Genomic DNA, 12660 nt, shown 5'->3' with positions numbered 1-12660 from the left:
GTCCTTCCTTCTTTGCTACTTTGAGCTGGTCGAGGGCCATGTCAGTTGTGGTAAGAAACGCCGCGATAGACACTTTGGTAAGCGCGCTGTTTGATCTCGGCGCGCGGGACGCCGATATCCGCCAACTGTGCATCATTCAGGCTTTCCAACTCCCGCACGGTCTTTGCGAAAATCCGCCGCCGAAAGAGCTCGGTCCGTGCCTCTGCATAGTCTGCTATCATCCCGGCAAAAACGTTTTTCGGCGCTGGGGCGGCATGAGTATTGGCCATGTTAATTCCTCCAATTCCTAGTGTCCTGTTGATGTCGTACAACAGATAAAGGAGGCGGAAGTTAAGGCTGCAATTCTGAACGATTAAGGAAAGTTTAGGCGAAACTGAAAGCGTGTTTTCACTTTGTCTGACGGTGTCAATCTAATCAGAACGAGATGCGTTCAGAAATTCGCTATCCCTTTTTTGGGACTATGAATTGATGTCGTTGCGCTGTGCCTTTTTCCAGTTTTTCTGAAATCTCTTCCTCGGTCGCCTCAGTCTTTGGGATTATGTTCGAGGGGAGATTGATGCGATCATGTGAGCCAGAAAACGTGACCTTAGGTGGTTGTCCGTACAGGTTCCCCTAAGCTCGTTGGAAGCCCCGCAAATGGACCAATTACTGTGTGGGGATCTCTGTCACCATGGACTCAAGTCATATTAACTCTCCAAAATTTAGTCGTAATAATTCAATTCTCTGAGTACACGGAACCCAACTGCATTCCGCCGACTCGTTTCATAGCCTCTTCCACGAGAAGCCGTACGCGCATAGTCCATTGCAAAGCGGTAAGCTCCTCCACGAGTTACTCTTAGTTCGCAATCTAAAAGTTCCGCTTCGACCAAATAACGGCTGGACGTCGGCCACCCTTCGTATCTCTTAGACCACAAGACATCGTCAATTCCGCAACATTGCCTGACATATGCCTTAGCCCCCACGCGTTCGCGGCATTGAGTTGGTCAACCTGTACAGGTAGCCGGCGTGAGACCAGATCAGGGCGATCTACTCCCAACATCTTCGCGGTCGCGGAACCGCTAAAGTTTGCCTGATCAGTAGAAACCTCTTCGCCCTGGGCAAACGGCGTCTGAGTTCCCGCCCGCGCGGCGTATTCCCATTCCGCTTCAGTGGGCAGCCGATAGACCTCGGCTCCAACCTTCTGATTGAGCCAATTCGTGTAGCTAATCGCATCTTCGATCGAGACGTAGATAACCGGAAAGCTTCCAGTCAATGGCACGCATGAACCGTCGAACTGAGGAATACAGTTTTTCGGCACGATCCCGCCACAGCCGCCGTCTTGGACACAATCCATCCATTGATCGTAGGTTACTTCGTTGCGCCCCATTGCAATTGGAATGTCGATTTCTACACGGTGAACCGGACCCTCATGTTTTGCGATGTAAGGAGCCTCCGGCGTAGCGGTACGCGTTTTTCCATCAGCAAAATACTTGGTTCGCCGAGATTCCCCTGGAGGCCCACCCATCATGAACTCACCCACGGGAAGCGCGATCATCTCGGGGCAGACATCGCATTCCTGGAACATCTCAAGCGGCGTGACGGTCGTGCCGTCCTCTAATTGATGTTCCGCAGAAAACACCGTCGCCGGAACAGTCAGAAGCCCAGCTATGAGGAGTGCTTGTTCCACTGCCCTAGAGCAGTGTTCAGCCCTTTGGCCAAAGTCAAACGGAAGAGATGCCCAAATAGAAAACAATAGTGAATACATACTCGCCACCCAACACAATCAGTCTCTGTTGAAAATACTAATTCTGATTCAACTAGTTGATTAGCTAGTCATGAACCGATGAGCCTCACAAAACCGTTACTCATAGTGAAATTGTTAGTGAGGAGAAAACCGGACCTTAAGCGCCGGGATCCGTGTCTGCCATCCAACCGGCTTTTCGGACGTTCAACGGGACGCAAAATAGCAATCCGTTTGAAGGTCGGGACCGAATTTGTTGTGACCCGCGTGCTTTCCAATTCGGGTTTGAACTTTGCAATGCAATTGACGCACCGAGCGTGCCAAACTCGTGAAAGTTCTCGGCTAAAAAAGACAGATTGGGCATGGGCGAGTTCAGATGACCAGTGGAACCCGGTAAGCGGCAAAAAGTTAAAACCGGCATCGTTAGGTTTTGGTTTGGTGCCTAAAGTTTGATATCTGTTCCCGTCAGTCGGTTCAGAAAATCACATTGAGCATCACCAAGGAAACCAACAAAAACAGGACGGTCATGATGCCCCCGGAACGCACAAAGTCCATTACCTTGTAACCCGCGGGCCCCATAATCAGTGCGTTTACCTGATGGGTCGGAATGATGAAGCTGTTCGAGGTCGAGATTGCAACTGTTAGCGCAAAGGCCGCTGGGTTTCCGCCGGCAGCTACGGCAATTGAAACAGCAAGGGGCACGAGCAGCACGGTTGCCCCGACATTCGACATAACCAGGGAAAACGCGGTGGCCAATATTGCGACACCGGCTTGAAGCGCCCAAATCGGCCAACCGTTCAAAATGATCATGATTTGCTGGGCGATCCAAGCTGCGGTGCCGGTATTTTGCACCGCCTGCCCCAGAGGTATCAGGCATGCCAGCAGGAAAACCGTGTTCCATCCGACTGCCCTGTATGCCTCATCGACACTGAGTACCCGCGTGAGCATCATTCCAGCGGCGCCCGTCAGAAGGCAAAGGGACAAGCGAACGTCGGTGAACAGTATCAGCGACAGCGATATCGCAAAGAAGGCCAAAGCCCAACCGACCTTCTGAGGCCGTAGCTCATCTTGCGGAAAATCTGTTGTCACAACCACAAAGTCTGGATCCTTTTTGACCCGCATCAGGTTGTCCCACCTCGTATGCGCGACAAGCATGTCGCCTGCGTGAAACTCTTCAAGTCCGATCTGAGTGGACGCGTGCGTATCAGTCTCGACGTGACTGAGAGTTTCTTCTCCTCGATGAATAGCAAGCAATGACATGCCGTACGTCTTTCGGAACAAAAGCTCGCGGGGGCATTTCCCGATCAGCTTGCTATCAGGTGTCACGACGACTTCGGCTATTCCGGCATTGGTTGGCGCAAACTCTTCTACGAAGATATCCAGTTCAGGAAGAACAGTCAGACCAAATTTCTCTGCAAACTGTTCGACAACCGAGCGGTTTCCTATGATGGCAAGCCGGCACGGAGCGGCAATCTCGGCGGTAAGAACCTGAACCATGGAAGTCTTACCGCGATAAAATGTGGATATTATGTAGAGATGATTTTCATGGTTGATGTCAGCCAGTATCTGCCCGACCAACGGGCTTTTTTCTGGCACGATCACTTCGAAAATATCCGCCTGCAAGCCGTAAACCCGTTGCAGGTATTCCTGCGTACCCTGTCCTGTGCCGGTGTTGTCGGACCCGGTGTCTTCAGGCAGCACCCAACGCCCAAACAGAAGAAAATAACCGATCCCGGTCAGGATTAAGGCCGCGCCAATTGGCGCTACCGAGAACAGCCCGAAGGGTTGGATTTTTTGGCCTTCAGGTAGCCCCTCGTTTGCAGTCTGGACCAGGTCGTTCAGCAAAATCAGCGGAGAAGACCCGACCATAGTCATCGTGCCGCCAAGAATGGCGCAAAACCCCATGGGCATCAGCAGGCGGGACAAGGGTATTCCCGACCTCGTAGAAATGCGGCTGACGACCGGCAAAAACAGCGCAGCCGCTCCGACATTCTGCATGAATGAGGATATGATGCCGACCGTTCCTGACACAATCGACAGGACCCGGCTTTCAGCCGTGCCGCCATATTTTAGAATGACCGCAGCAACCTTGTTCATGATACCAGTTTTATCCAATCCGGCACCGACGATCATGACCGCGATAATAGAAATCACAGCGTTCGACGCAAACCCATCGAACAGATGCGAAACATCCGCCAGGTTCTCAAGCCCGGGTACGTAGCTGAGAAGTCCGACGAGAACCAGAACCAGTATGGCGGAGAGGTCAATTCTGACAATTTCTGACACGAACAAGAAGACGGTGAAGGCCAACAAAACGCAAACCACACCCATCTCAAACGTAAAGGTAACTTGTTCCAAGGAGCCCACCGAGACTTGGATATTCTATTTAAAGTAAAAACCTAAACCATCGCGCGTACGCTGTCATGAAATTTCGCTTTTTGGCCAAGCTACGAAACAAAATTTCAGGGCAAAGTAAAAGGATTTCGCTTCATGGTGAATGCGGGGAACCACGTTCCACCGTCGCCTGTAACAGAATACAGCCCGAACCGGACATTCAAAAACAGACTGCGCAGTCCCTGTTAGCGGACCCTACTGACATTGGGAAAGTGGATTTCGCTGATGCAGTATGAACTTGAAATTTCCGTTAGCCTTTCGTTGCAGGTATCGCATTTCACCATTGCCGAAACTGCCAATAGAGTAAAAACAGAACCGAGTAGTCCCAAAGCGGTTGGGGCGAACAGTCGGTTACAATTTCCGCACGATACGCGCGGTGAGAGCGCACAAGACTTTCGGGCTAGTACGAAAAAATTCAAAAAATAGTATATATTTGTTTTTACCTTGATATTGTCGCTTTATGAATTCGATAGCCAGAATTACGCGAGGAATAGGCGTCGCCTTTAAAGATGGCAGGGTCAAAGGCCTTCTGGCCTTCACAACCGGTATGATCCTGTGGGCGTCTGTATTCTATCGCTATGTCGAAGGTTGGAGTTGGCTCGACTCCATCTACTTTTCTGTTGTGACAATATCGACTGTAGGGTTTGGCGACTTTTCTCCTGAAACCGCAGCAGGCAAAATCTTTACAATGTTCTACATCATCGTGGGGCTCGGCATTTTCGTGACTGCAGCGACCACGGTGGCGGATACAATCCTGTCCCAAGATGACACCAAAGGGGACGATTAATTTTTGCTCCAATGAGCCAACGCAATTTCATACGCAGGCTATACATCTACAGACCAGGCCTCTGAAATACGAATTTACGAGAGAATTCAGGTTTCTGCAGGTCCCTCCAATTTAAAAATATACATATTTCGTTTTTTGAGTGTAACATTCAGAAAACAAATATTGGAGGGATGGTATGGAAAAGACCCAGGACGCGAAGATTGTCGATCTCGCGATAAGACTGCTATTTCTCGGACTATTCCTTTACAGCGCTTTGGTAATGGTGGCACCGCTGGCAAGCGTGGTGATCTGGGCGACGATTCTATGCGTCGCACTCTATCCAGTTTTCGATTGGCTACAGTCCAAGTTGGGCGGGCGGAAGAAACTTGCTACGACGATTTTGGTTTTGTTGGGTCTTCTTCTGACTTTGGGGCCGGTCGCAACAGCGGTATCGGGGGCAGCCGAGCTTGGATCAGAGTTTGCAGAGCAAGCTGACAGCGGCGAGCTAAAAGTCCCACCGGCACCAGAAGGGCTAAAAGAGCTGCCCCTGGTCGGCAACAAGATTTCTGAAGTTTGGGGCTTATTTGAACGAAACCTTGATGGCGCGCTTGCCAAATACGGCGCGCAGATTCTTGAGATCACCAAATCGCTGTTCGGACGGGTGCTGAGCATCGGACTTGGGCTCTTGGCACTGGCTTTGTCCGTCTTGATTATGGGTGCCTTGTTCAGCCCTGGCCCAAGTCTTGTGCAAGGCCTTCAGCGTTTTGCCAACCGAGTCTTTGCGCCCCGGGGCGGCGAATTCGTTACACTGGCAGGCGCGACGATCCGCAATGTGACAAAGGGTGTGATTGGCGTAGCTGCGATTCAGGCGGTCGTAGTTTGGGTATTGTTGGCGCTGTTCGGGATTGGTTCGGCCGCGACGCTGGCGTTTATTTGCCTGATCCTTTCGATTATCCAGATTGGACCCGGTTTGGTTCTTCTGCCAGTGGTCATCTACGCCTGGAGCACCATGTCCGGTGGCACAGCGTTGATCTTCACCGTACTGGCCGTTCCCGTAGCGATAATGGACAGCTTCCTAAGGCCAGTATTTATCTCAAAAGGCCTTGAGACACCTATGCTAGTCATCCTCATCGGTGTTCTCGGCGGCATGATGGCGTATGGCTTGATCGGAATTTTTATGGGGCCTGTTCTGTTCGCTGTATTCTATGAACTGTTCAAGGTCTGGATCGATGCGCCTGCAGAAGCCGAAAGTGAAGCTGAAGGAGCGGCGAAATGAGAAAGACGATTTGGACCACTTTGGCCGTCATTCTTATTTTCCTCGTCTGGTACCTTGTCGCGGACCGCAAAACCCCGTTTACCGGGAATGCCAGAGTAAAGGCCGTCGCGACCCAAATTGTTCCACAGGTCACCGGTACAGTGACCGAAGTTCTTGTCGAAAATGGACAGGTTGTCTCGGCAGGTGATGTTCTGGTTCGGATTGACCCCAGGCCCTACGAAATTCAACGCGACAAGGCCGAAGCTGATCTGGAAGCCGCCACGCAGGAAGTGGGCGCATCCTCGGCAGAGGTGAGGGCTGCGCAAGCCAAATTGGCCCGGGCCCAGAGCGATCTGGATACGATGCGGATTCAAACAGAGCGCGTGTTTGCGCTGGAAAGAAAGGGATTGATCGCCGTCTCAAAAGCCGATGATGCCCGAGGTCAATTGGCAGAGTCTGAGGCAAGTTATGAGAACGCTAAAGCGGATTTGGAAAAAGCAAAGCAGAGGTTGGGTGACGACGGGATCGAAAATCCAAAAATACAACGCGCATTGGCAGCCTTGGCAGATGCAGAGCTAAACCTCGAGTGGACGGAACTTCGCGCTCCGGCGACGGGTGTCATATCCAATTTGTTGATAGCCCCTGGTACATACGCACGATCTGGTCAGGACCTTTTGACGTTCCTGGATGCAACCGACGTTTGGATTGAGGCGTATTTTACTGAAAATAACTTAGGCCGAGCTGCAATAGGTTCTCCTGTCGATGTCGTGTTGGATATGCACCCCGGTAAAATCGTCCCGGGTGTTATTGAGAGCTTCAGCGCGGCTGTATCTTTGAGCGGAGGCGATGAACCCGGCCAGTTGGCGAGCCCGCCAAGTACCAAAGGGTTTCTACGCGAACCAGAACGGTTCCCTGTTCGGATCGTGCTGCCGGGGTATGAGGCCGGAAGCGCCGAAGACGACCTACGCTTCCAACTTAACGGGCAGGCCGACGTGATCATGTATCTGAGCGACAATTCCCTGCTGAACATGGTCGGCCAGACCTATATCCGTTTGGTTTCGATTCTTTCCTATGCCTATTGAGGGCCGGAAATCCATTTTCAGGCTCGCCTTGGGTGTGACCGGCGTCTTTACCTTGGGCCTGTTTTTAGGATGGCCCTTGGCGGTTGTAGGGGCAGTTTTCACTGCGCTCTTCCTGCAAGCACCCGCTGCGCTGCCGTTAGCAGCATTCACCAAATTGTTTGTTTTCTCGATAGGATTGATGTTCATCTCATTTCTGTTGTCGTCGATCTTCGCACCCTACCCAGTGGTATTCCTTATTCTGGTGGCCATCGGGATCATCCTGTCCTTCATGTGGTCAGTTTCAGGGGCTGGTGTTCTACCTGGTGTCATAGCGCTTATGGGGGCATTGATGATCCCGAACCTCGCCCTCCAATCGCAGGACCTAGCGCTTGTGCTCGTGTTCTGGATACCGATAAACTTGCTATTTGCAGGTTTCGTATCGACGCTGATGTTTGTGCTGATCCCAGCAAATCTTCAATCAGCCGCCGAGAAGAAAGCTGACGCGCCACCCGTATTTGATCCGCACCGGCGGATCGTCAGAATGTCACTTGTGACTGTGCCATTTGCCATGGTGTTTTTTCTATCTGGCGCATCTGCCCTATTGGTTCTGTTCTTCGTCGCCCTTTTGAGTCAGCAACTGGCAGCCATGCCTTCAATGGGTAAGACCGTCGCTAAAGCGATGTTGACAGCAAACCTGCTTGGAGCTGCGGTGTCGATCATCTGTTATGAAGTAAACGTGATCGCACCAGTTATTCTGACGCCAATTTTGTTATGTCTGTTCTTCTGCTTCACCCTCGGAGCGCTTGGAAAGTCTCAGGCCGCTCTCGCCGCGGCAGCCGGCTCGGCGTTGACGACTGTCCTGATCGTTTATGGTGGGTCGATTGCGCCATTTTCGGATGAGGCCGACGTCAAAAGTATTACGCGCGTTTTGCAAGTCGCAGGGGCCGCATTCTTCGTAATTGTCGCCTATGTCATAGTCGACGAGTTCTGGCCGGAGAGAGAAGTGCAGGTCGCTTGAGCTTAACTAGGTAAAGTGTTCAACCATCCAATAAAGCTACCAACTAGATAGCCCTTGGACATCAATGTCGCTTTTCAAGCGCGCATTGACAACTCGGGCAAATTTCTTTCGGATTCGAATTTACTATCAAGTTTTTGAACACAGCGACTTTCACGCTTTGCACTCTTGCGGCTCAAACGGACACTTTCTATTCTAGGCTCGTATAGTTTGCATCTCTGGCCTTCATTGCAATGCGCACCAATGAGGGGTTTTCCGCTGCCGCTCCAATGTTGCTAGTCTTGCACATGCGTTATCGGATCCGTCGATCCTCACAGGAGCTTTGGAGATCATCCGGGTCCTTATCGAACGGGTCACGGTCTTGCATGAGAGGGACGGCGTTCAGATCGAACTCCAGGGTGCCGTGGCAGCGATGATTGGGTTGGCCCAGAATGAACTAAAGTCGCCGTGAGGCGGCATGTTCGGCATTTTGTTAACCGTGTTGGTTTCTGGAGTATGCTTTGGCGCACTTGCTTTGAGGTTTTGAGCCTGACGCGGTGGCGACGTTAAGCACTTGATCCGGGGGATCAATTTTAGTCTGACCGGGCTGTGTAGGGGATTTCTGACGCTGGTTGCGGGAGCAGGATTTGAACCTGCGACCTTCAGGTTATGAGCCTGACGAGCTACCGGGCTGCTCCATCCCGCGTCAGAGTCAGATTTGTTTTCATCGTGTTAGAGAGAATTGGGCTTTTTCTAGGTTTGGCGGTGACCTACTCTCCCGGGGCTTAAGCCCAAGTACCATTGGCGCGGCAGTGCTTAACTTCCGGGTTCGGGATGGGACCGGGTGTTTCACTTGCGCTATGACCACCAAACCGAGGAAAAGCCCTCGGTCGACTTTCTTGCTGTGCAAGAAAGCGACCATGCGGGAGGCAGCGTCTTTTGTTTACAAAAGGCGCGTTCCCGCACGGTTATTTAATCAACCAACATCGCGGCTTGGCGCTGCGACGCTGTCCTTTGTCAAGATTGGTGTATGCTTTGGTCTTGTCTTTCCATTACTGGATCAAATCAAGCCTATCGGGCGATTAGTACCGGTCAACTGAACGCATTACTGCGCTTACATCTCCGGCCTATTGACGTGGTGGTCTTCCACGGCCCTCAGGGAGACCTTGTTTTGAGGGGGGCTTCCCGCTTAGATGCCTTCAGCGGTTATCCTGTCCGATCATAGCTACCCAGCACTGCCGTTGGCACGACAACTGGTCCACCAGTGGATCGTTCACCCCGGTCCTCTCGTACTAGGGGCAACTCCTCTCAAGTCTCCTACACCCACGGCAGATAGGGACCGAACTGTCTCACGACGTTCTAAACCCAGCTCACGTACCTCTTTAAACGGCGAACAGCCGTACCCTTGGGACCTGCTCCAGCCCCAGGATGAGATGAGCCGACATCGAGGTGCCAAACACTGCCGTCGATATGGACTCTTGGGCAGTATCAGCCTGTTATCCCCGGCGTACCTTTTATCCGTTGAGCGATGGCCCTTCCACTCGGGACCACCGGATCACTATGGCCGTCTTTCGACTCTGCTCGACTTGTCAGTCTTGCAGTCAGGCTGGCTTCTGCCATTGCACTCAACGAGCGATTTCCGACCGCTCTGAGCCAACCTTCGCGCGCCTCCGTTACGCTTTAGGAGGCGACCGCCCCAGTCAAACTACCCGCCACGCAGGGTCCCGGATCCGGATAACGGACCGCGGTTAGACATCAAGAGTGCGAAGGGTGGTATCTCAAGGGAGGCTCCACAGGTACTTGCGTTCCTGCTTCAAAGCCTACCACCTATCCTGCACATCACAATCCTGATGCCAGTGCGAAGCTGTAGTAAAGGTGCACGGGGTCTTTCCGTCTAACCGCGGGAAGCCTGCATCTTGACAGGCAATTCAATTTCGCTGAGTCGATGTTGGAGACAGCGGGGAAGTCGTTACGCCATTCGTGCAGGTCGGAACTTACCCGACAAGGAATTTCGCTACCTTAGGACCGTTATAGTTACGGCCGCCGTTTACCTGGGCTTCAATTCAAGGCTCTCACCTCTCCTTTTAACCTTCAGGCACCGGGCAGGCGTCAGACCCTATACGTCGTCTTGCGACTTCGCAGAGCCCTGTGTTTTTAATAAACAGTCGCCACCCCCTGGTTTGTGCCCCCAGCCCCTAGTTGCCTAGGAACCGGGCCTCCTTCTCGCGAACTTACGGAGGTATTTTGCCGAGTTCCTTCAACATCGTTCTCTCAAGCGCCTTGGTATGCTCTACCAGTCCACCTGTGTCGGTTTAGGGTACGGTCTGATGGAGGGCTATTTCCAGGAACCACTCAGCAGCCCAATCAATCCGATAAGATTGAACTACACCTGTGATCCGTCACATCCTCCTGGCCTAGGAATATTAACCTAGTTCCCATCGCCTACGCCTTTCGGCCTCGGCTTAGGGGCCGGCTTACCCTGCTCAGATTAGCTTTAAGCAGGAACCCTTGGACTTTCGGCGAGAGTGTCTCTCACACTCTTTGTCGCTACTCATGTCATCATTCTCACTAGTGATCTCTCCACGGGATCGCTCACGCGCCCGCTTCATCGAAAGCCTCTCTCCTCCAATCTGCCCGAAGGCATGAAGGAGGAATGAGACTATGTCACACTACGCTCTGCTACCGATGCTTACGCATCCCTAGACTTCGGCTCATGGCTTGAGCCCCGTTACATCTTCGCCGCAGGACAACTTATTTAGACCAGTGAGCTGTTACGCTATCTTTAAAGGATGGCTGCTTCTAAGCCAACCTCCTGGTTGTTTTGGTCGTCCCACCTGCTTTCCCACTTAGCCATGAATTGGGGGCCTTAGTCGTAGGTCAGGGTTGTTTCCCTCTCCACTACGGACGTTAGCATCCGCAGTGTGTCTGCCATCTAGTACTCCCGGGTATTCGGAGTTTGGTTAGGATCAGTAAGCCTGTGGGGCCCCATTACCCATCCAGTGCTCTACCCCCCGGGGTATTCGGATGACGCTCTACCTAAATAGATTTCGCAGAGAACCAGCTATCTCCGAGTTTGATTGGCCTTTCACCCCTAGGCACAGCTCATCCCGATCCTTTTCAACGGATGTGGGTTCGGTCCTCCAGTAAGTGTTACCTTACCTTCAACCTGGCCATGCCTAGATCACTCGGTTTCGGGTCTGATCCCACGAACTCATACGCCCTATTAAGACTCGCTTTCGCTACGCCTACACCTAACGGCTTAAGCTTGCTCGTAAGACCAAGTCGATGACCCATTATACAAAAGGTACGCCGTCAGATCTCGAGGATCCTCCGACTGATTGTAGGCGTTCGGTTTCAGGTACTGTTTCACTCCCCTCGTCGGGGTGCTTTTCACCTTTCCCTCACGGTACTGGTTCACTATCGGTCAGCAAGGAGTACTTAGCCTTCGAAGGTGGTCCTCCGATCTTCAGACAGAATTTCACGTGTTCCGCCCTACTTAATACGTCCATCAAAGCTTCCTATACGGGGCTGTCACCCGCTATGGCCACGCTTCCCAACGTGTTCTAGTCACTTATCTGGCTCGGCTGGTCCCCGTTCGCTCGCCGCTACTAGGGGAGTATCAATTGATTTCCTTTCCTCCGGGTACTTAGATGTTTCAGTTCCCCGGGTTTGCTCTTAAAACCCTATGTATTCAGGTCTTAAGTACCTGTTCATGCTCATTATTGATTAGCAAAACTAACAATAACAAACATTCAGGTGGGTTGCCCCATTCAGAGATCCATGGATCAAAGCTTATTCTCAGCTCCCCATGGCTTATCGCAGAGTATCACGTCTTTCATCGCCTCTTGCTGCCAAGGCATTCACCAAACGCCCTTCTCGCGCTTGATTTGATCCAGAAAAAGAAAGACTTGATATTGGCACTACCGCCTATTCGGCTACTTGAGTGCGTTTGACCGCACACAACCAAAGCTGCGCTAGTAATCAAATCAATCGCAATGACCCAGCTGGTAACTAAAGGTCATCTTTCTTCTGAACCAAAAGCATACTTTCCCGCCTTCCATCCTGGAACCCGCGCTGCCGATGTCGGTCGGCCCCACGCAGAGGATAGAAGACATGCATAACCGTTAAGTTATGCGGGTTAGTGTACTTGACTTGGACAACTCTGTTCGTTTCAGCCGGGATAGTCGTGGACAGGCGAGGAAACACCCGCATCACAACCCGCTCATCCAAAGATGAGAACGACTGAGATCAACGCCACACTCGGCGCGATCAAACAGTGTTGATTGATTTCTCTCTATACGATGTCAATTGACGTCCAATCGGACGGTTAAGAACCAAAAAGGTGCTTAACGATCTGATCGGGTAAATGGTGGAGCCTAGGAGGATCGAACTCCTGACCTCCTGAATGCAAATCAGGCGCTCTCCCAGCTGAGCTAAGGCCCCAAAAGTTTTTTGGTGGGTCGAGGAGGA

Annotated in this window: 7 protein-coding genes, 3 tRNA genes and 2 rRNA genes (1 of these 12 cut by a window edge); 4 read left to right on the top strand and 8 right to left on the bottom strand. The window is 51.9% G+C overall.

Annotated features, from left to right (window positions below; translation table 11 throughout):
* Positions 1–41 precede the first annotated feature (41 nt).
* The 3 genes from ACR3E7_RS15550 to ACR3E7_RS15540 form a co-directional block, all read right to left on the bottom strand.
* Positions 42–269, bottom strand: coding sequence for a DUF1127 domain-containing protein (locus ACR3E7_RS15550; RefSeq protein ID WP_170775826.1), 228 nt, complete (start codon positions 267–269; stop codon positions 42–44).
* A 578-nt stretch (positions 270–847) separates the two neighbouring features.
* Positions 848–1744, bottom strand: a complete 897-nt coding sequence (locus tag ACR3E7_RS15545; RefSeq protein WP_480506126.1) for a formylglycine-generating enzyme family protein — start codon at positions 1742–1744, stop codon at positions 848–850.
* 450 nt (positions 1745–2194) lie between these two features.
* Positions 2195–4078 carry an SLC13 family permease gene (locus ACR3E7_RS15540; protein ID WP_419555667.1) on the bottom strand — a complete coding sequence of 628 codons (1884 nt, stop codon included), beginning with the start codon at positions 4076–4078 and terminating at the stop codon, positions 2195–2197.
* Positions 4079–4574: 496 nt separating this feature from the next.
* Here ACR3E7_RS15540 and ACR3E7_RS15535 point away from each other — a divergent pair, with 496 nt between their 5' ends.
* The 4 genes from ACR3E7_RS15535 to ACR3E7_RS15520 all read left to right on the top strand — a co-directional run bounded on the left by ACR3E7_RS15535 (position 4575) and on the right by ACR3E7_RS15520 (position 8214).
* A complete protein-coding gene (locus ACR3E7_RS15535; protein ID WP_170775830.1) occupies positions 4575–4901 on the top strand; it encodes a potassium channel family protein in 327 nt (108 codons plus the stop codon).
* A gap of 175 nt (positions 4902–5076) precedes the next feature.
* Positions 5077–6156 carry an AI-2E family transporter gene (locus ACR3E7_RS15530; RefSeq protein ID WP_170787525.1) on the top strand — a complete coding sequence of 360 codons (1080 nt, stop codon included), beginning with the start codon at positions 5077–5079 and terminating at the stop codon, positions 6154–6156.
* Positions 6153–7217, top strand: coding sequence for an HlyD family secretion protein (locus ACR3E7_RS15525; protein ID WP_170775834.1), 1065 nt, complete (start codon positions 6153–6155; stop codon positions 7215–7217). The genes ACR3E7_RS15530 and ACR3E7_RS15525 overlap by 4 nt, the downstream gene beginning before the upstream one ends.
* The gene (locus ACR3E7_RS15520; protein WP_480506122.1) at positions 7207–8214 is read left to right on the top strand and encodes a DUF2955 domain-containing protein; all 1008 of its coding nucleotides are present in this window, start codon (positions 7207–7209) and stop codon (positions 8212–8214) included. Before ACR3E7_RS15525 ends, ACR3E7_RS15520 begins: the two co-directional genes overlap by 11 nt.
* Before the next feature lie 605 nt (positions 8215–8819).
* On the opposite strand, the gene ACR3E7_RS15515 is transcribed toward ACR3E7_RS15520, so the two are convergent.
* The 5 genes from ACR3E7_RS15515 to ACR3E7_RS15495 all read right to left on the bottom strand — a co-directional run.
* Positions 8820–8896, bottom strand: a tRNA-Met gene (locus ACR3E7_RS15515).
* A 51-nt stretch (positions 8897–8947) separates the two neighbouring features.
* Positions 8948–9062 (bottom strand): 5S ribosomal RNA (gene rrf, locus ACR3E7_RS15510).
* Between the two features lie 189 nt (positions 9063–9251).
* Positions 9252–12078: ribosomal RNA gene (locus ACR3E7_RS15505) — 23S ribosomal RNA — on the bottom strand.
* 479 nt (positions 12079–12557) lie between these two features.
* A tRNA-Ala gene (locus ACR3E7_RS15500) sits at positions 12558–12633 on the bottom strand.
* A 10-nt stretch (positions 12634–12643) separates the two neighbouring features.
* A tRNA-Ile gene (locus ACR3E7_RS15495) sits at positions 12644–12660 on the bottom strand; it runs 60 nt beyond the window's last position.

This window comes from Ruegeria sp. BK1 (assembly GCF_056535645.1).
This window is presented reverse-complemented; position numbering and strand designations above follow the sequence as displayed.

Excerpts from the sequence above, each read along its gene's own strand:
- ACR3E7_RS15550 (WP_170775826.1), bottom strand. The coding sequence starts at position 269 with ATGGCCAATACTCATGCCGCCCCAGCGCCGAAAAACGTTTTTGCCGGG.
- ACR3E7_RS15545 (WP_480506126.1), bottom strand. The coding sequence starts at position 1,744 with ATGTATTCACTATTGTTTTCTATTTGGGCATCTCTTCCGTTTGACTTT.
- ACR3E7_RS15535 (WP_170775830.1), top strand. The coding sequence starts at position 4,575 with ATGAATTCGATAGCCAGAATTACGCGAGGAATAGGCGTCGCCTTTAAA.
- ACR3E7_RS15530 (WP_170787525.1), top strand. The coding sequence starts at position 5,077 with ATGGAAAAGACCCAGGACGCGAAGATTGTCGATCTCGCGATAAGACTG.
- ACR3E7_RS15525 (WP_170775834.1), top strand. The coding sequence starts at position 6,153 with ATGAGAAAGACGATTTGGACCACTTTGGCCGTCATTCTTATTTTCCTC.
- ACR3E7_RS15520 (WP_480506122.1), top strand. The coding sequence starts at position 7,207 with ATGCCTATTGAGGGCCGGAAATCCATTTTCAGGCTCGCCTTGGGTGTG.